The following is a 22,872-nucleotide window of genomic DNA, read 5'->3' as shown; positions in this document are numbered from 1 at the left end:
TAATGCTCAGCTTTATTCACGCCGCAGACATTCACCTCGACAGCCCGCTTCGAGGTCTTGAGCGCTACGAAGGCGCTCCTGTGGACGCTATCCGCAACGCATCACGCCGCGCACTCGAAAACCTTGTCGACTATAGTATTAGCGAAGCCATTCCGCTTCTTGTCATCTCTGGTGATGTGTACGATGGCGAATGGAAGGACTACCAGACAGGACTCTTTTTTGCGAAACAGATGGTCAGGCTCCGCGACGCGGGGACGCGCGTGGTCATGATCCACGGCAATCACGATGCCCAGAGCATCATCAGTAAAAAACTCCACCTGCCAGACAATGTTCGGGTTCTGTCATCGCGAAAACCAGAGTCCTTTGACATTGGGGAGCTGGGCGTCACGGTCCACGGCCAAAGCTTCCCCAAGCAGGCCGTTACGGAAAACATTGTCCGCAACTACCCCCCTGCCATTCCCGGCCGCTTCAACATTGGTCTGCTGCATACTGCTCTTGGTGGTGCAGAAGGTCACGCCAACTACGCGCCCTGTACTCTGCATGATCTCAAAAGCATGGGCTACCAGTACTGGGCCTTGGGTCACGTCCATGACTACAAGGAACTGAACGCCGAACCTCCGGTGCTTTTTTGCGGCACCCTACAGGGACGCCACATTCACGAAACAGGAGCCAAAGGCTGCGTTCGCGTCGACGTCGACGAAAGCGGAGAGGTTTCGCACAGCTTTATCCCGCTGGATGTCATGCGCTGGGCACAGGTCGAACTCGATGCCACAGACGCCGCCAACAGTGACGAAATTTGCGAACGCCTCGGAGACATGCTGCTTCCGGAAATCGACAATGCCGAAGACCGCCTTCTTGCGGTCCGTGTCTTCATCACCGGCACCTGCCCGGCCCATGCCGAACTCATGCGCGATGAACACGCGCTGCTCAATGCCCTGCGTGCAAAAGTCATGGACACGGCCTTTGAGCAGGTCTGGCTGGAAAAGGTCAAACTCAAAACCCACGCCCCGGTTGATCTTGATGCCCTGCGCGATGCTCCAACCCCGCAAGGCGCACTGCTCAGAACGCTTGAAGCCGCGCGCGAGGATGCTGACCAGCTCCCCGAACTCAACCCGGATGTGCAAAACCTGCTCGACAAGCTCAAGGCCGAAGGTATTCCCGTCCCAGACATAGAAGACCCAGCCGAACGCGCCGCACTGCTTGCTGACGTCCAAGACCTGCTTGTTCCCTTCATCGCTTCTGCCAAGGAGTCCGAGGCATGAAATTTCAGAAACTGAACCTCCTCGCATACGGTCCCTTCACGGACCACGCACTTGACCTGAGCCACGACAGCTTTGGCCTGCACGTTGTATACGGCCCGAACGAAGCAGGCAAAAGCTCTGCGCTTCGAGCCATTGAAAATTTCCTTTTTGGCTTTCCGCACATCACCACGGACAACTTTCTGCACCCCAACACAAAGCTACGTATTGAGGCGACGCTTACGGACGAAACCGGAGCGAACCATATTTTTTCCAGAAAAAAGGCTCGCAAAAACAGCCTGCTGGATGAAGAAAACTCTCCAGTTCAGGACGAGCGCTTTGCAGAGATGCTCGGCGGGCTGACGCCAGAGACTTTCCGTGCGCTGTTTGGTCTCGACTTCAAAACTCTTTCCGAGGGCGGCGAAGAACTTCTGCTTTCTGGTGGTGGACTTGGCCAAAGCCTTTTTGCCGCAGGTTCAGGCATTTCTGGCCTGCGAAACATCGTGGAAAAGCTCAAAAACGATCAGGAAGACCTCTACAAGCGCAACGGCAAAAACCCACAGCTCAACAGCTCGCTCAAGGCTCTCCGCGACCTGAAGAAACAGCTTCGGGAGCAGTCCACAAAACCGCAGGACGTGCTCGACATTGAGCGGCAGATTCAGGACATCAGCACCCAGAAAGAGCGTGTCACGGAGAAGCTCCGGGAGTTGCGCAAAAACCGCAATCGTCTTGAACGCATCAGCTCCGCCCTCAAGACCGTACAGGACCGCCAGCGCCTGCACGCTGAGCTTGCGCCTCTTGCCGAAGTTCCTTCGCTTTCCGAAGCCTTTCGGGAAAACCTTGCCACCAATCGCATTGCCCTCGCCTCCGAGGAACGGAGCCTTGCCGAGCAGCACAAAGAACAGGACAGGCTTCTCGCTCTGCGTTCTGCCGTGAATACTCCGGATGAGCTTTTGGCTGAATCGCAATATATTTTGAATCTTGATGAGCGCAGGCAGCGCCTTGTTGCCGCCGAAGAAGAGCGCCCCCGCCTCGCGGCACAGCAGGAGCACAGCACTCGCAGTGCGCAGGAGATGCTTTCCCGTCTTGGCAGTTCTGCATCGCTGGATGAAGCACGCGCCCTCTGCCCCAATCGTCAGGACCGGGTACGCATTCACGAGCTGGGAGGAAAGCTTACCGAGCTTGATGCCCGCATCGAAAAGACCCAAAGCGACCTGAACGAAATCACCATGCGTCGGGATGCGGCGCTCCAGTCTGCAAAAGCTCTGCCCCAGCCCTTCTCTCTTGGTGCCTTGGCCGCAAGTGTTGAGGCCGCAAGCTGTCAGGGCAATCTGGTTCAGCAGTATCAGGACGCCACGCTTCGCCTGAAAAGCAAAGAGCAGCGTTTTGAAGAAGAATTACAGCGCCTGCCCCTCTGGGCTGGGAGCGACCCCGCCGAGCTATTCCAGCTCACCCTTCCACTCCCGGAGCAGATTCAGCAGCATCACAAGATTCAGGAGCAGCACAGCACAGAATCGGACAAGCTCAACGACCGTCTCCATCAGGTGACCGAGAATATTACCAACAAGAAGCATCGTCTGGCTGAGTTACAGGGGGAAGGTAAAACTCCAGATAGTGCCGATCTTCAGCAGGCCCGCACCGAGCGAGACCAAAGCTGGCAGCGTATCCGCTCTGCGCTCGATCACAGCGCACCACTCTCTCCCGAAGAAAGCACACCTCTCGCCTCGGGATTTGAGCAGCAGCTTTTGCGCACGGACGAGATGGCAGACCGCCGCTTTGAGCATGCAGATCTTGTGTCTCAAAAAGCCGCGCTTGATCGCGAAATCACCCTGCTGACCAAGCAGGAAGAAGAAATTCTTGCCCGTCTTACCCAGCAGCAGGATCAGCAGATTCTTGAAGCCCGTGCCTGGAATGCCCTCTGGGAGCACTGCCCCTTTACCCCGCTCTCTCCCGCAGAGATGCAGGACTGGCTCAAGCATCTTGGCAACCTCTCGCAGCTTTATGCTGATGTGCAGGAACAGCTGCGCATTCAGCAAAGCATTTCTGAGCGTGCCACGCGCTTCAAAGAAGAAATTCGCGCCTGTTTTTCCTCTGTAGAGTCCTGCTCTCAGCCGGGAAGCACAGACAATCTCGACACGCTCCTTTCCCTCGCCCACAATCTCCTAAACGAGAACAAAGAACGGGAGCATCAGCAGCAACACGTTCAGCTCAGCATACAGCAACTTGAGCAGGAGCAGAGCAAGGTGACGCGTCTTCTCAAAGAGGATCAGTCGCAGCGCGAGGCGCTCGCGGCACAGTGGAGTGACGCGCTCACGCATCTTGGGCTTTCTCCTGTCAGCACGCCTGCGCAGGCCATTGCCGCGCTTGAGGATTACACAGATCTGGAGCGGCGACTTGCCGAGTTACAGGATGCAAAGGCAAAGCTTTCTGCTCAGGATGAGCAACGCAAGGAATTTGTGGCCACCGCTGGCGCGCTTTGTCGGCGTTTTTTCCCTGAGCCACAGCATATGGGGAACGGCTTTGACGCCGTCCTCAAGGATTTTGGGAAGCTTGTGCACCAGCTTCGGACCATTGAAGATGCCTCTCAGCAGCTCAAAGTGCTTGGGCTAAGCATGCAGGAGCGTCATGAATCTGTGCAGAAGCTGAGAGACGAGCGAGCTGCATTTTGCGAAGAAGCCCGCGTCGATTCGCCCGAGCAGCTCCAGGGGGCGCTTGAAAAAGGTCTGCAAAAGGCACAGCTCACCCTTGAACTCAAGGGTGTCGAAGAGCAGTTCTCCGAAAAATGCGGAACGGACGATCCCGCCGAATTCACTGCGGCCGTGCTCTCCGCCAACAACGACGAGCTTCACACAGAGCTTTTGGAGCTGGGGCATCAGCTCACCGAGCTTGAAGCACAGCGCAGCAATTGCGAGCAGGAACTCGGTGGACTTAAAGAAAAACGCCGCGCCTTTGACGGTGGCTCGCAGGCTGCCGAGCTTGCCGAGCAAGCTGAGCAGGCTCGCGCCCGGATTCAGGCACAGGCTGAGCGCTACATCAAGCTCAGTCTCGCCTCGTCCATCCTGCAACACGAAATCGAAGAATATCGCCGCACGCATCAGGGACCTGTTCTCAACAAGGCAAGTGAAATTTTTGCGAGCCTCACCCTCTCTGCATTTTCTGGAGTTCAGGCGGACATCAACGCCGACGGCGATCCCGTTATCACCGGTCGCCGAGCCTCCGGCGATCTGCTCGACGTCAGCGCCATGAGTGACGGCACTCGCGATCAGCTCTTTCTCAGTCTGCGCCTCGCCGCGCTCTGGCACTATCTTGAGCAGAACCCGCCCGTCCCACTCATCGTTGACGATATTCTCGTCCACTTTGACGACCAGCGCTCGCAGGCAACACTCAAGGAACTCGCCAAGCTCGCGGAAAAAACGCAGGTCATCTTTTTCACCCATCATCAGCGCCTTTGCCAACTCGCTAAGGACGCCGTTTCACCTCAGCTCTTGCGCCAGCACGAACTCTAGCTGCAAGTTTTTTGGGGTGGGTGGGGTACGAGACTCCGTCTCGTACTCTGCAAGGGGCGCTAGGGTGGGCGGGGACTCTGTCCCCGCACCTCTGCAAGGGGCGCCGGGAGGGTGGGTTACGAGACTCTGTCTCGTGCTCTGCAAGGGGCGCTGCCCCTTGACCCCGCCCAAGGACGAGGCCCTTGGGAATCCCGATTTCGCCCGAAAAAAAAGGGGGCCGGATGAGTGAATGCCTTTGGCTTTCCCCTTCATCCGGCCCCCTTTTTTTCGGCCTAATTAACTGGGCGTGTGTTCTTTTCTTTGCGCCTCACCCCTTTCTTTCTGAACGCTCGCGTTCAGAAAGAAAATGGTGGCAACTCGCAGAGGAGGAAGACTTTGTTTTCGGCTTCTCCCCCAAGTTTAAAAGCCGTGCAAGCGAAGCTTGCACGGCTTTTAAACTCGATGAGGATACGTAAGGGAATCATTCCCTTACGCGGGGGTTTGGGGGCTGGCCCCCAAAAAAAGACCATGCCCGCACCTCAATCCCCATTCAAACAAAGAGAGAATTATTTCTCTGCTTTTTTCTTTCGTGCTTCCTTGCGTTTTTCCCAAAGCTTCATGTCTTTCATTTTCTTACGGCGTTCTCTCTGAAGGGCCTTGCAGATAAGGGGAGTACCTTTCTTGTAGCCCCACTTTTCACGATACTCATCTGGAGTAATGCCGTATTTAGCAAGGTTTTTTTTCGTCAAAATCTTATATGGCTTGCCGTCTTCGAGATTGATAATGGATTTTTCACGGATGGCCTTTTTGGGGTCAACAGGCGGAACGGGAGCTTCCTCTGGTTCAGGCTTTCCTTCTGCGAACTGCCGAATACCTTCGGAGAGTTTCCTCACCATCGATGTAATTTCATCTTCTGTCAGGGTTCTCACACTAGCCTGAGCTTTGACAATCTCTAGCGCTTCTTTCAGATAATCGTCCATATAACGTCTCCTTTTTCGTCTGCTTCGCAAAAAACCCACATTGCGAAGAAGACCGTTCCCACATCACCACATAAACACCATACCTCACCAATGATTACGTATATGTCTCATATTTAGATTATCTAATCAAGGCACTTTCAAAAGAAAAGCGCCCGCTCACTACAGACGAAATAAACATTTAACAGTGACAACAACTGCATAATCAGCGTCTTTAAATAAGAAAGACAAATTTTTAGCGCAATTCATTATGCGACAAGGCTTCTCGGACTATCAGGAAAAGATACTCATAAGACACACAACACAAAACAAGGTGAAAAGAGACACAGAGAGAGAGGGGAATTTCTCCGTGCTTCTGATTTACAAGCCGCTAGAATGCCTCTATAAGGGGGCAAGTCGAGTCCATTTTTTTCATCGATTTTTTTCATACACGGGCATCATTTGGTGCAACTGTGTACGGACTTGACTCCCCTCCACGGGAAAGAGAGAAAATGTCCCCCCGCTTTGGCGGGGGGAGCATTGTCCATCTTCCTTCCTTTTCCATACTCATCCACACACTTTTCTTTCAAAGTAAACTTGTGCAAATTCTGTACATTTGCAGTCTTTTCGCATGTGCTCCAACGCAGCACTAAAGACAGCCATCCTGATTGCCGCATTTGTATCGGTGTGCTAAACTTCTTTTTCCATCTAAGTCTTAACATTTCAGCAGACTGGAGGCAGCACATGGAAGAGAAACAGGCCCAACTCCTTAAAATGATACAAAGCCTTTACCCCGAAGCTGAGTCACATGGTGTTACGCTTCACGTAGAGCAAGAGGTAGATGGGGGTGACTGGCTCGTAACCATCAGAAAAGATGCTGACGAGCTTCGGACACACATCAGCGACCAGGAAGCAACGGACTGTCTTGAAGGCAAAAAGTGTGTGCATCTTGGAATGCAGATTGGGACATTCATCAAAAACTATTGCCTCGGTGGCGGCTCCTGCATCGTCTAACCGGGCAACTCCTCTTCCTTTTTCCACCGCAAAAAGGGCATGCTTTTGAGCGTGCCTTTTCCTGCCCTTACAGGTATCTCTTGTTGCACAGGGCAACACTGCCCCACTAAGGAATTTCTATTACGAGGAAAAAGGAGAGCGAAGGAGTGAAGCATGTTTCGCAAACTACTGTTTTTTTTGGGGGCGCTCTGTATGAGTGCCAGCATTAGCCTTAGTGGTGCGGCAGCGGCAGAACACGCACCAATACTCAAGACCCTCCCGAACGGTCTCCACGTACTCATTCAGCAGGACGAACGTTTTCCGCTTGTGTCACTGCGTTTGTACGTCCGTGCAGGTTCTGCATACGAAACCCCAAAGCAGGCTGGCATCAGCCATGTTTTGGAGCATATGGTCTTTAAGGGGACAAAGAAGCGCCAGCCCGGTGATGTTGCAAAAGACATCGAAAGCGCAGGCGGCTACCTTAATGCATCCACGAGTTTCGACAGCACCGTGTATAAACTGGACCTGCCCGCCGACAAACTGGAACTGGGCATGGATGTTCTTCAGGACATGATTTTTGGGGCAAAGATCGACCCCAAGGAGCTGGAGAGCGAAAAAAAAGTCATCATTGCAGAGCTGGAGCGAGGCGAAGACAGCCCCACAGGTCGCCAGTTCAAGTCCATCCTCAACCACATGTACAACGGGACCTCCTACCAGTGGTCTCCCATTGGCTACCGCGAGAGGATTAATGCGTTTACCAGCGAGGACATCAAGGACTACATCGCGACCTTTTATCAGCCTCAGTCCATGCTGCTCGTCCTCTGCGGCAATATCTCCCCGGATAACGCACTGGAACTGAGCGAAAAATATTTTGGTGATCTGAAAAATGATCGAGTCCTCACGCCCAAGAAACCTCTGCCTCTGCCATCGCATGGCGGCCCGCAGGTCGATGTGGAACAAGGCCCATGGAATAAAATCTATGTGCTGATGGCTCTTCCTGTCTCAGATCGTCATTCCGATGATGTTCCGGGCCTTGAACTCCTCACAGAGATTCTGGGTGGAGGGAGTAGCTCCCGACTCTACCGCAAGTTCAAGTACGAATCAGGACTTGTCGACAGCATTGGCACCGCCGTTATGCCTCTGGCTCAGGTTGGCATACTCTACATCTCCGCAGTCGTGGACCCGGCCAAATTCGATGAATTCTGGCCCAAATTCCAAAAATACCTCACGACATTCAAGGCAAGCTCCTTCACCAAGGCGGAACTTGACCGAGCAATCGTCAACACGGAAGACGGCCTGTACGCCAGCAAGGAAACCATTGGCGGCCTGACCTCCAAGCTGGGGTATTTCCAGTTCTTCGAAAATGGTCTCGATGCTGAAAAGCATTACGTGTCCCGCATCAATACGGTCACACCGGACGAGATGCAAAAGCTTCAGGACAAGTACTTCACGCCAGACTCGCTGAGCGTCTCCGTGCAGCTTCCTGACGACATGAAAAACGCGGACAAGGTCGCAAAAGAAATCAAGGACTCCGTAAAAAAAGCATGGCCAGTGGCAACAGCCGAGCAGAAAAAAGCTGCGGCCAAGGCAGAAAAGGCAAAAAAGCCAGAAAGCATCAAGCTTGGTGACAACCAAACGCTCATCCTGCTTCCTGACCACACCCTGCCCTATGCCTCGGTCAATCTGGTCTACAAGGGTGGCGACACCCTGCTTTCACCCAAGGAACAGGGTCTGGCGACTCTGACGGCAAATGCAATGGCTCGCGGCACCGCAGAAATGTCCTCCACGGAATTGCAGGACTACGTTGCCGACCGCGCCTCAAGCATCAACGTCAACTCCGGGCGCACAAGTTTCTCCATCTCGGCCCGCTATCCGATTCGCTTTGAGAAAGACATTCTTCCTGTTTTCATGGACATCCTGGAAACTCCAGCGTTCAAGAGTGAAGAAATTTCCAGAGCGATCACGGACCAGAAAACAGACATTAAACGTGCGGAAGATCAGCCTCTTGGGCTTGCTTTCCGTCACATCTTCCCGTTCCTCTACGCGGACAGCAGCTTTGGTTACTACCATCTGGGCATGGAAAGCCGCATTGATGATTTCAATGCCGGCGACATGAAAAGCTTCCTTGCCAAGCAGAAAAAACAGCCGTGGGTCATGGCCGTATGCGGTACCTATGACCGTGACGCAATCGTGGACATGGCAAAGCGCATCGCCAAGGCAGACAAGTCCTCTGCCCTTGAAGACGCCAAACCAAAGTGGAACAGCAAAAAAGAGCTTAAACTCAAGCTCGAAGACAGGAACCAGTCTCACCTGATGGTCGTCTTCCCTATTCCGGGTTCTGATGATCCAGACACCCCGGGACTCTACCTTCTGCGTCAGAGCCTCGCGGGTCAGGGCGGACTGCTTTTCCGCGAACTGCGCGACAAGCAGGGACTGGGCTACACCGTAACAGCCTTTGACTGGCAGGTGCCCAACAGTGGATTCCTGAGCTTCTACATCGGCACCTACCCTGATCGTGTTCCCGAAGCTCTCAAGGGCTTTGAAGACATGGTCAAACGCCTGCGAAGCGAGCAGCTTCCCGACGAAATCGTGGAGCGTTCCAAGAGCCTGCTGGTTGGCGAATACTATCGCGGACACCAGTCTCTGGCTTCCCGTGCGGTAGAAGCCGCCTCTCTCCAGCTGCGCAACCGGGACCTGAACTACAACCGCGAACTGATTGAAAAGGCCAAGGAGATCACTCCTGCCGACCTCAAAAAGCTCGCAGAAAAGTATCTGGTCTGGGACAAAGCCTACACACTGACTGTGGAGCCATAACAGCAGCCATACAAACACAAAGCCCCCGGCCAAAGGTCGGGGGCTTTTTTTTATTCAGGGAGAGAAAAGAGTTGGCATACGCCAGAAACGTATTTCGATTTCTTGGCAAGCCGAAAGGGCCAGAACCGGGAAATGCTGTCCGCCTCGCTGTCGTGCTCTCCTGCATATTTCAGCTCGACCACAGAGTCAGCAAGCGGGTTCCCCTGCCCTAGCGGGCCGCAACCCTTCCGAAGCTCTCGAGGGTGCTCGTAGCAGAGCCGTGTATCAACGGTCACGCGAAACAGGCCATCACCCGAAAGGTAATACTTTCGATAGTACCGATTATAGAGCACTGGCTGCACAAGCTGAGGGACCATTTCGCGAATCTCTGGAGCCTCTTGTGCAAGCAGGTCAAAGCTGCGCGGCTCCCACAGAGCCTTTGCCTCATGCAAAGGCAACACATCCTTTGTTCCAACCAGCCCATTCCGATGTTTCAGTTCAAGGCGTGGGGACTGAATACCGTCCTCGCCGTACCAGCGCACCCGCACCTTTTCCCGGTACGGATAGCCTTGCCGATTCTCCTGAAAAAACCGAAAACCCGGCGTATCAAAATAGACGTTGTTCACGACTCGGCCGTGATAGATTTCCCGAAAACCCTGCGGGGCACTCAGGATCACATCCGCAAGCCGAGGCTGCAAATGTCGCGAAACCAAAAACTTTCGCTCATAGCGATATGAATCGCGTCCATCAGTACAACTGCTCATATCAGCACCTAGCTCAGGCCCCGGGTCTGAACAATGTTCATATCCATATCCGGGAACTGTGCCTTAAAGCGCTCACCAAAACCCGCGCACACAGCCACGCTCTCCAGCTCAGCCAAAAGGCTCACATGCAAAGATTCTCCACTGCGCTCAAAACGGGTCAGCTCATACTCACCCAGTTCCTTTTGCATGAAGGCTTCAAAGTCACCTGCATTCGTGTCGCCACTTCCCCAAAAACTCAACAGATAGGCGTTGTCCATTTTCTGAGCCGGAGTCAAACGACGGAAAGCAATGTAGCCAAGGCTTACGGTCCAGAACCCAATCAGGGTGTAATCAAAACGGGCCGCGCCAAAACCAAGGCCAATGGCGATGGTAAAAAACAGAAAAGCCAGCTCTTCCGGTTCCTTCACTGCGGTACGAAAACGAACGATAGACAATGCACCAACAAGACCAAGAGACAGAGCCAGTGAGGATTTCACCACGCTAATGACCATCATGGTCGTGACGGCAAGCATCACAAAATTTCCCGCAAATCGACGGCGGTTGGAGAGCGAAGCGCCAAAGACTGTATAAATAGCCCCAATGAGTCGCGCGCATCCTGCCGCAAGCACCAGTCCCACGACAAAGTTGCTGTATTGCGCTTCTACAGGCAAAAGCAGTGCAAAAATGCCAAGCACACTCCAGTTAAACCACATCAGTCCACGACTGAGTTCCTGGCTATTTCGTCCACCAGCAGCAGGCAGCAAGCGGCGCATGACAAAGCAGTAAACAAGTCCAGCCACAAGGCCCGCAGCAAGCGCAACTGGCACCTGCGTCATGAGCGGGCTGATGTCGGAGCGGTACAGGGCCTTGAGCACAACATAGACCGTAGCGGCACTCATACACGCAACAGCACAGCTCGCCCCAAAGAAGCGGACAAGCTTGGTCTGGTCTTTCATATTCTTCATTCCTTATTCATCTTTTTTTCAAAAACTGGATGCAGCGCTGTGTGCATTCCAGCCTGAATGAACTGATTCTGTGCCGGAGAATTTTCTCCACCTTCCCAGCGCACAAAACGGTACCCCTTTTGGGGCACGGCGCGCAGCGTCAGTGTAATTCCCTTGAGCACGCCCCCTTTAATCTCTTCTGTCGGAACGGGCACTCCAGAAAGCTCTACATGGCCACCAGAAACAGCGCCAATATGAACTTCTGTCTCAACAGAAGGCCCATACCCGAAATGCTTTTGCAAAAGCCCGTACATTGCCTTTGGCCGTTTTCGACAGAAGTCCCGGATTGGGTCGATGGAATCTTTCCAGCGTTCCATATTCATCCGGGGGCGTTTCCACTTCCATCGGGCAATGTGTAGCGGCATTTCTGGCGTAATCTGATCCACAATGGAATCTGTAATCTCAAGCATGCGCTCAACGGTGAATGTCGTCAGCATATGCGCATTCATCCGTGTCACAAAGTCGCGCACAAATTCAGGGTCAGTCGACAGCATGCCCAAACGCAAATTTTGTCTCCACGGGTGCCCCTTGAGCCATGCCAGTGTATCAAAATCTGGCGAGCGTTTTCCACTCAGACCGTAATCCAGATCATAGGCAAACCACCGCCACTTCCTGTCGTCAACGCGGGGCCGCCATGCCTTAATATTGTTCCCCACCCAGTCTGTGTTGTTTACGAACAGCTCAAGGCAAAGGTAATCCAAATAGCTTTCAATATCCCAGTGGGCCAAAGCCTGCTTGTAGGAGCCAGTCTTTCGGAACTGCTCCGTCACGCCCTTCCATGGTCCATTTTTATCGCGTGAAATTTGAGTATTTTCTATGTCGTCAATTTTCTGCAAGGGCAGGCCATATTCCCAGAGGACATTTCGGCGGTTAAACCGATTCCGCAAGCCCATCAATCCCCAATAATTTCCGTTCAGGTACACACGCACAGGCCGATACGCCATGCGCCCCGTTTTCATCTGACCCGCTGCGAGACTATGCCCGATGCCGTCAATGACCTGATTTTTAAGCCACCAGTCGCCACCATTTCTTAGGCCAAAACCAGAGAAATGTGTCAGTTGCGGCTCTCTAGGATAGAGCTGATGCACAATGGGATATGGATTTTCCTTTGTCCCCATATAAAACGACATGGATTTTTGGACGCGTTTTCGTGACGCTCCACCATAAACACGGAATTCACCATCAACCGAAAAGCCCTTCTTTCCTCTTTCCGGACTTTCAAAGAAATCCACATGCACAGGTCTGCGCCAGTTATAGCTCCAGTTTGGCCGCAAGCTTTTGCCGCTTTCAAATCCTTCACCATTGACCAGAATTCCGGTTTCAGCGTTCCACAAATTTTCAGGATCTGAAATCAGCGAAACAATCGCCAAATCAGTCTGAGGATTCATCACGTATGAATAGCTTGCAACCGCGCTTTGAGTTCCATCAGGACGAATTCGGCGCAGGCGAAGCACTGTGGTTTCATCGAGCTTCAGGTACTTTGGAAACAATGGGGACTTAAGCGTTGGGATTGAGCCATCACGCGTAAAGTGCACCTCTTCTCTCTCCCCCCCTGCAAGCCGGAGTTCTACGGCCTTATCATATCGGCCAGCCTCAAGGTTCAGCGCAGGAGCGGCAACGGTCTGCGACTCAAGTCCAAATGGGGTACGGATACCACCATTCGGTCGACCATAGCTTGGCTCATCAAAGTAGAACCAGCTCTCTCCGCCGTCAGGGTAGCGCCCAATAGAATGCAGTCGTTTAGTTTTGGCGTAGGTCAAGAAATCCACGAGCGTTCCGTCCGGTGCAAACAGGCACACATCTCCACCGCCAGAGCTTAAGCGGAAATTCGTGTGGTCGTAGGAGTCTTTTTTGTCGCACACAAAGACGCGCATCTCGCCCGGACCAAGCACGAAGTTCGGCTTTATCTCCCAACGTGGATAATCCAGGTCGTCCGAGAGGAAGTAGCCCTGCAGCGACGCCGCCTCGTCCCCCCCGTTATAGATTTCTATCCAGTCCGGGAAGTTAGACGCGCCTTCACAGAAAAATTCATTGATACACAGTCTTGCCGCAGCTTCGGCCTTGTATGGTAGCACAAGGACCATCAGCAGCATCAGAGCCATCAGGAAGCCCCTGCAAAGACTTTGCATTTGCCTCTTTTTTATTCGTAAATACACTCTTTTTCTCTTCTCGTTACTCGTCTGCAACTCGTGCAAATTCTCGCTAGCCAATACATGATTTCGACTCAGAAAGGAAATCTCTGCCTGCTCTGCAAGGGCTTTGGATGGGGGGGGTATTGGGACGCTGTCCCAAACTCTGCAAGGGGCGCTGCCCCTTGACCCCGCCCAAGGACGAGGCCCTTGGGAATCCCGCTTTCGCTGTTTTGAACAGGTTGGCGGGATGAGAGCTTTGCTCTCCTCTCCGCCAACCTGTTCAAAACAGCTAGTGGCATTTCCCGATTGCGTGTTCTTTTCCCTTTTTTGCCGCACTTATTTTCTTTTTGAACGCTCGCGTTCAAAAAGAAAATGGTGACAACGCACAGGAAAGAGGAAGAAGCTCTTTACACCTTCTCACCCAAGTTTGAATTTCATTCACGCGAAGCGTGGAGGGAATTCAAACTCGATGAGGATACGTAAGGGAATCATTCCCTTACGCGGGGGGTTGGGGGCTGGCCCCCAACTTCTCCCACCCACCCATCCAGCGCTACCGCGCTGGGGCTGGCCCCCAATTTCTCCCTCCCACTCATTCATAATGGCACCCCTTGACCAAGTCTCAAAAAACATAGAGGGTTTGGGCATCATTTATTCAGGAGATTTTATGTCATCAACACGGTTTATGGATCTTGTGCTCGTGCGTGCCGAACTGAAGGGCCGCCACCAGGCATAGACCTCTCTTTTCTGCATCCTGCGGAAAACATTCCGGCGTCTTTGCCTGTGCGTTTGGCATTATAAATAATGCTGGTCTTTTGGTGTACCCTTCTTTCTGCACCACATTCATCCCGATTGACGCCTATCCGTGAAAAATCACGGAGTTTTGCATTCTTTGCTGCACACTGCAGCCCATACATAACGGTGATGAACCATGACCAATCCCTGTGCAACACATCCACAGCGCCGAAATCCTCTCGACCACCTTTTTCAGCTTGGCTGGAAAAAAAATACAGTCCTTTTCCTTGAAGACATGGCCACGGAGCCACATTGTGTGGCCCGAGTCATCAGTGTTCAAAGAAACCTTTTCCTCGTTTCGAATGCACAAGAGGAATGGCTGTGCTCGGCAGCGGGAAAACTCCTACACGCCAAAAACGCTGATTTTCCTGTCACGGGCGACTGGGTCCTGACCCACGACAAACATATTACAGCAGTACTGCCCCGGCAAAACATGCTGTCACGAGGTGAGGCAGGATCTCATGACAGGCACTCTGGCATTGCGCAAAAAACGCAGCCCATCGCAGCAAATCTGGACACGGTTTTTATTGTCAGCGGTCTGGACCGCGACTTTAATCTTCGCCGTCTGGAGCGCTACCTGACGCTGGTCTATAACTGCGGGATAAATCCCGTCATAATCCTGACCAAAGCAGATTTGCAAAATGCCCCAGAAAACTTCCAGATGGAGGTCGAAAGCATCGCGTTTGGAGTTCCAGTCATCCTCTGCTCGGCAAAAAACATGCAGGGAAAAGAAGAGGTGGAACAGTACATCCAAAGGGGACAAACCGTTGCCATGATCGGCTCTTCTGGAGCGGGTAAGTCTACACTGGCAAATATGCTGTATGGAAAAGACATCCAGATAACAGCTCACGTGAGTGAAAGCGTTGGCAAAGGCCGTCATGCAACAACACACCGCGAACTCCTCAAAATGCCACAGGGGGGAATGCTCATAGATAATCCCGGCATTCGCGAAATCGCATTTTCGGAAGGCGGGGAAGGCATCCAGCGAAGCTTCGAAGACATCGAACAACTGGCAGAATACTGCCGCTTTGCAGACTGCACACACCAGACCGAACCGGGATGCGCAGTACTCCGAGCTGTTCAAAATGGAGAACTGCCAGCCGAACGGCTGGAAAGCTACCATAAGATGCAACGAGAGCTGGATTACCTCGAAAGCCGAAGTACCAAGAGTGCTGACCGAATAGAAAAAGAACGCTGGAAAGATGTGGCTCTGCGTATCAAAGATCTAAAACGCCGACGCCGCTAATTCCACTTCACTCAATATCCAAAAGGCCCAGACAGAGGACAAACTCTGCCGGGGCCTTTTTTTGTTCTCTTTTTTTACGCTGTCGCAAAGCTTAGGGGAAAGCTGCCGAAAGCTGGTGTGACCAGAGAACCTGAAAAATATGCGTATAGACCATGTCGACTGCGACCCAAACAAGGGCAATCCCCATAGCCCTGTTGAACCATAAAAAATAGACTGGTTTCTCAACAAACTGGGAGAGATTTGAACCAAGGTAGGCGTAAAGAAGTGGAGCACCAAAGCCAAGACAGGCGAGGCCCAAAGACCACAGGGCTATTCCTGTTCCATCTATGCCCGCAGCAGGGAACTGGACAGCCGTCACCGGGAGAACCGCAAGAAACGATTTAGGGTTCAGAAGCTGCATCACAAGCCCATCTCGAAAGCTCAAGACATAGGCCTTGCCCTCGCCCTTGAACTCCAGCTGTGCGGAAGCCAAGACCTTACAGGCCAGATATACAATAAAGCCAGCACCAAAGGCAGAGATCACAGGCATTGCAGTCCTGCCCAAAAGGGCACTGCCCGCATAGCCAATCAAAAGAAACCAAAAAAACAGGGCAACGCCCACACCACAGCAAAAGGGTATATGCAGAGTGTACCGGGCCTGCACACCACGGTTCAGGCTCAGGATATTCACGGGGCCGGGGGTGTACATAATGCCAAGACTGTAGAGCAAAATTCCAAGCATCTTCCTGACCTCACTTTAACAGCTGAATTTGATACTGCTTCGGTGTGATCCCATAAATACGCTTGAAATGCCTGTTCAAATGGCTTCCGTCAAAAAAACCAAAATCCTGAGCGACATCTGACGGACGTCCGCCTTTGGTCAACGCTTCCCTCGCCCTGTTCACCCGCTGGTTCAGAATAAACTGATGAGGAGTCAGACCAAACTGCGTTCGGAAGAGGCGAATGAAATGAAACTTCGACATGTGCACAAGGGAGCTCAACTCTTCAACAGAGATATCCTCGCCAAGCATCTCGTGCACATAGTCCATCACTTTGACGAAAAGCGAATCCTTTCGTCGCAGCCAGAGTTCCGGGCGGACCAGCCCCTGCCGCCACGCCAAACGCTCTGCAATTTTGAACACAGCGTGTTCATATTCTAGGGGAAAGCGCTCAGCATTGGGAGCAAGCTGCGATGCCTCCAGAATAAGGAAGCGTAAAAACGCGTCATGAAAATGTGTCTCAGGGACCCAGACATCCGAAACATGATGAGTTGCAACGCTTCCCATAAAATTCCGAATGTCCTCAGGCTCAAGATAGAGCATCACGTATTTCAAAGGGTCACAATCCCCGGGGTTGCCGTTATGAACCTCACCGGGATTGAAGCAAATAATGTCACCAGAAGCACTACGAAACAGCTGACCATTGCAGGAAAATTCCTGAATACCATGAAGGGTGACGCCAAGAGCCAGCTCATCGTGCGCATGTTTGACGTAGGAGAAGTCAGACATAACAGCGCGCAAGACAGTCATGTGGACATCACTTGTGCTTTGCATAAAGCGAAATGAATTAGACTGTGCTGCTGCCATACCGTGACCTCACTTCTCCTTTTTCTTTGTATCGCATAACGCCAAAGCAAAAACTTGGACAAAATTGCTCAATGAGACACGATCATCTCAAAGAATACACATTTCAGAAGAGAGTGAAAATATGGGCGGAGGGCAGATGCGACCAAAACAAGACAGGCCCAGAGCACACTGTGCCCCAGGCCCGTCCTTATACGATGAAAAGCTCAAGTAAGAATGGCTATGGATTCTCTGTGAAAACGGCTTTAAGCTCCATCATGAGTCCCTTGAAATGCGGCAGGAGTTGAGACATTTCCGGGGACTTTGGGTTGGAAAGAAGAGCGCTGCCAAGGGTCTTCACACCCACAATCAGGGCGGCGCGGGTGTCCTCGTCAAGGGCGTCATTTCCACTCAGACGTTCCAGAATCGCAAAGACATCGTCATGGCTTCCGAACTCGAACTGAAGAGACCTGCCAGCTCCTTTCTGGGACAAAGCCAGCTCCTTCAAGGCGACACGATATGTATGCTTCATAATTTCACCTTTCCTCTGTTGCGCGAGAGGACAACTCACTCAACGCGTGGTCAAACGCACCACAATGGCGCTCATTCTTTGCTCCCACTATTCCAAAATGCGTGCCAGATAAAATATTCATTAAAATCGATAAGTTAAAAATTTATTTCGATGACGGCAGTCTCATTCTGTTAAATAAAACGAAGCGTGCTGTTTAATATAATGCTTCATTTGTTGTATTTAACACATCAACCAATCTCGCCCCTCTTTCCTCAGATCCGACACAAAAGGGCGTGGAGACTTATGCCTCCACGCCCTTCTTTTTTGTTTGGAATACAGCGCGAGAGTGTGCTCTAGTTCTCGCTCAGGGTATTCTTGTAAATCGTTCCATCCTTCATGATGAGATCAATATTTTCTTCTGGATTGAGAAGAAGTTTGATGTCTTCAAGAGGATTCCCCTGAATGAGCAGGAGATCAGCAAGTGCTCCCTCTTCAATGACTCCGAGCTTTCCCGGATACGGGTTACGAGGGCCACTCAGAGCAAGAATTTCACCATTCACAGAAGTAGCCTGGCGCAAAATCTCCGCATTTGAGAACCACTTTGTTCGATTCGTGAACTCCGTGCTCTGCATCTTTTTCAGTTCAATAGAGCCAATCATATCTGAACCGAAACCAATCTTGGCCTTATGCTTTTTCGCCATCTTCATCATATGATCCAAACCGTCTGCCACCAGCTTTTGCCGTGCCTTCTGGGCAGGAGTGAAGCTTTCGGGCGGCGGGCTTAAAAACACACCTGTCTGCGCGCTTATGTACGCACCTTTTTTCACGGCGAGTTTTATCGTGTCCTCACTGACCAAATTCGCGTGCTCAATGGTCATGGCTCCAGCTTCAAGCGCGTCCCGAACAGACTTGTCGGTATACGCATGCACAGCAACATACGTGTTCCAGCGTTTTGCCTCGCCAACCGCGGCCTCAAGTTCCTCCTTGGAATATTCCCCGATGTCCACGGGGTCATACATGCCAGACACCGCACCACCAGCAAAAACCTTGATAAAATCAGCACCATTTCGGAACTGCACTCGACAGGCTGTCAGAACCTCAGGAACGCCATCTGCAAAAATGCACATCCCGATGCGTTCCACCTCAGACTCGACACCACCAAAAAGTCGGGGCAAAGAATTCACTGTTCGCATATCACCATGCCCCGCGGTCATTGTCAGCGCGGCACCACCAGAATAAATGCGAGGTCCAGGGAATATGCCCTCATCAATAGACCGCTTCACGCCAAAAACAGAACCAGCAACATCACGAATAGTGGTAAAGCCACGCATCAGCGTATTTTTTGCCTCCAGCAAAGACAGCGCAGCCTGATAATCAATCGGCGCAGCAAACTGCTCAAACACTCCAAGATTCCACTGCAAATGCGTATGCGCATCAATGAACCCCGGAGTCAGAGTCCGTCCCCCACCATCAAGCACGCGCGCGCCGTCTGGTGCCGAAAGCTTTTTCCCAATCTTTTCAATGTGATTTCCCTTTACGAGTACATCCAGATCAGGACGCAACGCATCACTCTTGCCATCAAAAACTCGTACATTCTGAAGAAGAATCATAGACTGTTCCTCTGCTGTTTCCTGAGAAAAGCACTCTCCAGTCCCCACAAGCGCCGCGCAAAAAAACGCAGCAACAGCAAATCCCAATGCAGCAAATGACCTCATAGACAAGACCTCCATAAATTGCGCACAAAGTAACATAGCATTATCACTCGAACAATACGCTCAATAGGATTCTCTCGGTCTTTTTTTAAAAAGAGGTACAGAAAAGAGAGAGGCAAGACTTTCAACAAGGAGGAAAGATACGGAAAGGATGCAGATTCTTTGCACAAAATCAGGACATAAAAAAAGAACCACCCACACAGCAGATGGTTCCCTATTGGTGAGCTTCGCGCCTTCAACAGGCTAAAGCCCACAAAAAAGGGTTTAGACCAAAAAGTCTAAACCCTGTGATTTCTCTGGTGGAGCTGAGGAGAATTGAACTCCTGACCTCTTGAATGCCATTCAAGCGCTCTCCCAACTGAGCTACAGCCCCAGATGCGGGTTCTTAATTGCAACAAATCTAAACCATTGTCAAAGAAAAATTCATGAGTTTTTCATTTTTTCCAAACAGTCGGGCGCGTCCCGAGGCATGTGTCTCTTCTGGTCTGCATCACTCCTGCATTGATTCAACGCGCAACATGCCATACAAAAAACACATGCCAGCACTCTTAAAGCGACTGCTCACAAAAACCCTTTGGGTCATCGTCATTTTCCTTGGAATAACTGTCATCAGTTTCACAGTTATCCATCTTGCTCCCGGCTCTCCAACGGACCTGCAAACCACGCTCAACCCAGAAGTCTCTGCTCAGGCCAGGCAACAGCTCGAAGCCCTGTATGGACTCGACAAGCCTTTGCACGAACAGTATTTCACCTGGCTCTCCCGGCTGGTGCAGTTCGACTTCGGAAATTCCATGAGTGGCGACCATCGCCCCGTCTGGGACAAAATCCGGGAACGACTCCCCCTCACCGTTGGGATGAACCTTATTTCCATCATTCTGACCCTGTGCATTGCCATTCCCATTGGCGTTGCCTCGGCATGGTGGCAAGGACGATGGTTTGACCGAGCCAGCACAGTCCTTGTCTTTATTGGCTTTGCCATGCCGGGCTTCTGGCTGGCACTGCTCCTCATGTATGCCCTGGGCATCTACTGGCCCATCCTGCCTATTTCCGGTGTCACCTCCATGAACTTTGTCTCACTCACGCCTTTGGGAAAATTCATGGATGTTGTCGAGCACCTTGCGCTGCCCATCTTTATCTATACCTTTGGCAGCCTTGCTGGCATGTCCCGCTTTATGCGCTCAAGCATGCTCGAAGTCCTTCGTCAGGACTACATTCTGACAGCACGGGCAAAGGGTCTCCCCCTGCACACCGTCGTGTTCAAGCACGCCCTCAGAAACGCCCTGCTCCCGGTCATCACCATTCTGGGACTTTCCGTACCCGGTCTCATTGGCGGAAGCGTTATCATCGAATCCATCTTTGCCCTGCCCGGACTCGGACAGCTTTTTTACCAAGGCGTCATGGCCCGAGACTACCCGCTCATCATGGGCAACCTCGTACTTGGTGCCCTGCTCACACTCGCAGGCAATCTGCTTGCCGACATAGCCTATGGCCTTGCTGACCCCAGAATCCGCGCAACAAGGAACTCCCGATAATGACAAACGCACGCTCTTTTTCCCACTTCTGGAACCGCTACGGCATGCTCAGCATCGGACTGAGCATTGTTCTTGTCATGTCACTGGGGGCAATCCTTGCCCCGCTCATCGCGCCTTTTGACCCCACAGCTATTGACGTCAACAACATCCTCCAGCCCCCCTCTACGGTCCATCTCCTTGGGACAGACGCCCTTGGCCGCGACATCCTGTCCCGCATGCTCTATGGTGGCAGAGTCTCACTCTGGGTCGGATTTGTTGCTGTCGGCCTCTCCGTAAGCATCGGCCTTGTCCTTGGCCTCGTTGCTGGCTACTTTGGCGGACTCACAGACGAAGTCATCATGCGCGGCGTGGACGTCATGCTCTGCTTCCCGTCCTTCTTTCTGATCCTTGCGGTTATCGCCTTTCTGGAACCGAGCCTCGTCAATATCATGATCGTTATCGGCCTGACCTCATGGATGGGCGTCGCCCGACTGGTCCGGGCTGAGGCTCTCGCCCTGCGAAAGCGCGACTATGTGCTGGCAGCACGCGCCGCAGGAGCAGGCCCGGTGCGCATCATCTTTACGCATATCCTGCCCAACACTCTTGCCCCTGTTCTGGTCTCGGCTACCCTTGGCGTCGCCGGAGCCATCCTCACAGAATCCTCTCTGTCTTTTCTTGGTCTTGGCGTTCAGCCGCCCATGCCAAGCTGGGGAAATATCCTCATGGAAGGCAAGGACGTGTTGCGCTTTGCACCGTGGATTTCTTTTTATCCCGGATTCGCCATTCTGCTCACAGTTCTTGGTTACAATCTGGCCGGGGAAGCCCTGCGAGACTTGCTCGACCCTCGCCTCAGGCAATAACTCCTTTGCAAAACAAACAATTCCATGTTTGCACACACGCCAAACACAGAGTATACACAAGAGAGGTCGCCTCAGATAAATTATAGATTCACCTTTTCCACCTTTGGAGAGACCTATGGTCCAGAAAAAGGAGAAAACCGTGTTTACCCCTCCGATGCCGCCCTCTCCGCCGATTTCGTATCAGCAGACAGAGCACGAGTTTATGCTCATGGAGCGCCCGGTAAGCATGCTGCTCTTTGCGTCCATTTTGGGAGTCGTCACGCTCTTTGCTCCAGCACAGATCGACGTTGAAACGCACCCTGTTTTTCGAGCAAGCCTGCTTCTCCCTTTCCTCGCCTCTCTCTATTGTCTTGTCCGAGGTCTCACCCTTACAGTGCTCCGCTGTGACAAAAACCGTAACAGCCTCTGCCTGTCCCAGCGCATCGTCCCAAGCTGCTGTGGACGGCAGGCCAAATGCCTGCTCACCGATGTTCAGGCCATTGTCTATGAGTATTCCCCTCCCTATTACGGACTTTATGCGCAGATCAAAGGCGAATTGCGCCCCATAGCCAGCTTTTGCAGCATAACGCTTCCGCCGCCACCGATCGCCGAGGATCTTGCCCAGTTTATTGGTGTTCCTGTGCGAAAAAAAAGTTCTGCCTAAAAAAAAGCTCTCCCGGCTTTTCCTCATGCTCCCCGTGGTGTATTGTTGTCGCCGAAGTGGGTGTTCTGCGCTGCTCTCAAATTTTGCTCTATGAAAAGGCATGTTCTTTCAACATGTTACGCTATGAGTCAAAAAACAGAGAAAGCCAGCCCCACGAAATCCCAGAACATCACACATTTCAGCCCGGAGGAAATGAATGAGGCAACACGTTTCACCTGTTCGAGTCCCTCACTTCCGTTCCTTCCCACTTGGGACACGATTTCAGGCGCTTCTGGTTTCTGGAATCGTTATTGGCCTTGTACTCGCCAGCTTTGAAAGCCGACTCTGGCTTCTGTGCTCGGCCCTTTCCGGTTCAATTCTTCTTTTTACAGCTTTGGCACACTATCTTGCGCCACGCCGTGGCCCAGGTTCAAAAAGACTATAAAAAGACACTGCCCCTCAAAAAAAAATGTCAGAGTTCACAAAACAGGCTCTTTTCTTTGCATCTTGAGGCCTGCGCCCTTCTTTTTTGCACATCAAAAAGGCACCACAGGCCCGGATTCAGCTCTTGCCGCGATTGCCTTCTGCGTCGGTGTAGGCTACTTAACGCGCGTCACTGCTATGCAGTGAGGAGCCATCTCACGCCCGAATCCAGTTGCGACGGGCCGTTTCCCTCGCAGCGCGGTTTCGGGACAAAGTACGTCTTCTTGGTAGAGAGCGACTACCAATGCCC

18 protein-coding genes and 1 tRNA gene are annotated in these 22,872 nt (G+C 52.3%); 10 read left to right on the top strand and 9 right to left on the bottom strand.

Annotated elements, in window-relative coordinates:
• Nucleotides 1-2: 2 nt before the first annotated feature.
• The 3 genes from B5D23_RS11905 to B5D23_RS11895 all read left to right on the top strand — a co-directional run bounded on the left by B5D23_RS11905 (nucleotide 3) and on the right by B5D23_RS11895 (nucleotide 5,199).
• The gene (locus B5D23_RS11905; RefSeq protein WP_159445990.1) at nucleotides 3-1,262 is read left to right on the top strand and encodes a metallophosphoesterase family protein; all 1,260 of its coding nucleotides are present in this window, start codon (nucleotides 3-5) and stop codon (nucleotides 1,260-1,262) included.
• On the top strand, nucleotides 1,259-4,744 hold the full coding sequence (locus B5D23_RS11900) for a YhaN family protein (protein WP_078685668.1): 3,486 nt from the start codon (nucleotides 1,259-1,261) through the stop codon (nucleotides 4,742-4,744). Before B5D23_RS11905 ends, B5D23_RS11900 begins: the two co-directional genes overlap by 4 nt.
• A 221-nt stretch (nucleotides 4,745-4,965) precedes the next feature.
• Entirely contained in the window at nucleotides 4,966-5,199 is a 234-nt protein-coding gene (locus tag B5D23_RS11895) for a hypothetical protein (RefSeq protein WP_078685667.1), read from the top strand.
• 90 nt (nucleotides 5,200-5,289) lie between these two features.
• On the opposite strand, the gene B5D23_RS11890 is transcribed toward B5D23_RS11895, so the two are convergent.
• Entirely contained in the window at nucleotides 5,290-5,703 is a 414-nt protein-coding gene (locus B5D23_RS11890) for a Ros/MucR family transcriptional regulator (protein ID WP_078685666.1), read from the bottom strand.
• Between the two features lie 720 nt (nucleotides 5,704-6,423).
• On the opposite strand from B5D23_RS11890, the gene B5D23_RS11885 reads away from it, so the two are divergent.
• Both B5D23_RS11885 and B5D23_RS11880 read left to right on the top strand, forming a co-directional pair.
• On the top strand, nucleotides 6,424-6,693 hold the full coding sequence (locus tag B5D23_RS11885) for a hypothetical protein (RefSeq protein WP_078685665.1): 270 nt from the start codon (nucleotides 6,424-6,426) through the stop codon (nucleotides 6,691-6,693).
• A 153-nt stretch (nucleotides 6,694-6,846) separates the two neighbouring features.
• On the top strand, nucleotides 6,847-9,486 hold the full coding sequence (locus B5D23_RS11880) for a M16 family metallopeptidase (protein WP_078685664.1): 2,640 nt from the start codon (nucleotides 6,847-6,849) through the stop codon (nucleotides 9,484-9,486).
• 50 nt (nucleotides 9,487-9,536) lie between these two features.
• On the opposite strand, the gene B5D23_RS11875 is transcribed toward B5D23_RS11880, so the two are convergent.
• The 3 genes from B5D23_RS11875 to B5D23_RS11865 are packed head-to-tail and all read right to left on the bottom strand — an operon-like array spanning nucleotide 9,537 to nucleotide 13,314.
• A complete protein-coding gene (locus B5D23_RS11875; protein ID WP_078685663.1) occupies nucleotides 9,537-10,229 on the bottom strand; it encodes a polyphosphate polymerase domain-containing protein in 693 nt (230 codons plus the stop codon).
• A gap of 8 nt (nucleotides 10,230-10,237) precedes the next feature.
• Nucleotides 10,238-11,173, bottom strand: coding sequence for a DUF4956 domain-containing protein (locus B5D23_RS11870; RefSeq protein ID WP_233813038.1), 936 nt, complete (start codon nucleotides 11,171-11,173; stop codon nucleotides 10,238-10,240).
• Nucleotides 11,170-13,314 carry a CotH kinase family protein gene (locus B5D23_RS11865; RefSeq protein WP_159445989.1) on the bottom strand — a complete coding sequence of 715 codons (2,145 nt, stop codon included), beginning with the start codon at nucleotides 13,312-13,314 and terminating at the stop codon, nucleotides 11,170-11,172. The genes B5D23_RS11870 and B5D23_RS11865 overlap by 4 nt, the downstream gene beginning before the upstream one ends.
• Nucleotides 13,315-14,272: 958 nt before the next feature.
• On the opposite strand from B5D23_RS11865, the gene rsgA reads away from it, so the two are divergent.
• The gene (gene rsgA, locus B5D23_RS11860; RefSeq protein WP_078685661.1) at nucleotides 14,273-15,382 is read left to right on the top strand and encodes a ribosome small subunit-dependent GTPase A; all 1,110 of its coding nucleotides are present in this window, start codon (nucleotides 14,273-14,275) and stop codon (nucleotides 15,380-15,382) included.
• 91 nt (nucleotides 15,383-15,473) lie between these two features.
• Here the strand turns inward: rsgA and B5D23_RS11855 are convergent, their stop codons facing one another.
• The 5 genes from B5D23_RS11855 to B5D23_RS11835 all read right to left on the bottom strand — a co-directional run bounded on the left by B5D23_RS11855 (nucleotide 15,474) and on the right by B5D23_RS11835 (nucleotide 19,519).
• Nucleotides 15,474-16,103 (bottom strand): LysE family translocator, encoded by a 630-nt coding sequence (locus B5D23_RS11855; RefSeq protein ID WP_078685660.1) that lies wholly within the window; start codon nucleotides 16,101-16,103, stop codon nucleotides 15,474-15,476.
• 10 nt (nucleotides 16,104-16,113) lie between these two features.
• Nucleotides 16,114-16,947, bottom strand: a complete 834-nt coding sequence (locus B5D23_RS11850) for an AraC family transcriptional regulator (RefSeq protein ID WP_078685659.1) — start codon at nucleotides 16,945-16,947, stop codon at nucleotides 16,114-16,116.
• A 217-nt stretch (nucleotides 16,948-17,164) separates the two neighbouring features.
• Nucleotides 17,165-17,455 carry a DUF3861 family protein gene (locus tag B5D23_RS11845; protein WP_078685658.1) on the bottom strand — a complete coding sequence of 97 codons (291 nt, stop codon included), beginning with the start codon at nucleotides 17,453-17,455 and terminating at the stop codon, nucleotides 17,165-17,167.
• Nucleotides 17,456-17,787: 332 nt separating this feature from the next.
• The gene (locus tag B5D23_RS11840; protein ID WP_159445988.1) at nucleotides 17,788-19,149 is read right to left on the bottom strand and encodes a metal-dependent hydrolase family protein; all 1,362 of its coding nucleotides are present in this window, start codon (nucleotides 19,147-19,149) and stop codon (nucleotides 17,788-17,790) included.
• Nucleotides 19,150-19,443: 294 nt separating this feature from the next.
• Nucleotides 19,444-19,519 (bottom strand) — tRNA-Ala (locus B5D23_RS11835).
• A gap of 163 nt (nucleotides 19,520-19,682) precedes the next feature.
• Between B5D23_RS11835 and B5D23_RS11830 the strand changes: the two genes are divergently transcribed.
• The 4 genes from B5D23_RS11830 (at nucleotide 19,683) to B5D23_RS11815 (ending at nucleotide 22,584) form a co-directional block, all read left to right on the top strand.
• The gene (locus B5D23_RS11830) at nucleotides 19,683-20,678 is read left to right on the top strand and encodes an ABC transporter permease (protein WP_078685712.1); all 996 of its coding nucleotides are present in this window, start codon (nucleotides 19,683-19,685) and stop codon (nucleotides 20,676-20,678) included.
• A complete protein-coding gene (locus tag B5D23_RS11825; RefSeq protein WP_078685656.1) occupies nucleotides 20,678-21,517 on the top strand; it encodes an ABC transporter permease in 840 nt (279 codons plus the stop codon). Before B5D23_RS11830 ends, B5D23_RS11825 begins: the two co-directional genes overlap by 1 nt.
• Before the next feature lie 115 nt (nucleotides 21,518-21,632).
• On the top strand, nucleotides 21,633-22,160 hold the full coding sequence (locus B5D23_RS11820; protein WP_078685655.1) for a hypothetical protein: 528 nt from the start codon (nucleotides 21,633-21,635) through the stop codon (nucleotides 22,158-22,160).
• Nucleotides 22,161-22,356: 196 nt separating this feature from the next.
• Nucleotides 22,357-22,584 (top strand): hypothetical protein, encoded by a 228-nt coding sequence (locus tag B5D23_RS11815; RefSeq protein ID WP_078685654.1) that lies wholly within the window; start codon nucleotides 22,357-22,359, stop codon nucleotides 22,582-22,584.
• Nucleotides 22,585-22,872: the final 288 nt, after the last annotated feature.

The sequence above is a fragment of the Desulfobaculum bizertense DSM 18034 genome (assembly GCF_900167065.1).
GTDB lineage: Bacteria > Desulfobacterota > Desulfovibrionia > Desulfovibrionales > Desulfovibrionaceae > Desulfobaculum > Desulfobaculum bizertense.
Note: the sequence above shows the minus strand (reverse complement) of the source record. Positions and strands in the feature narration are given on the sequence as shown.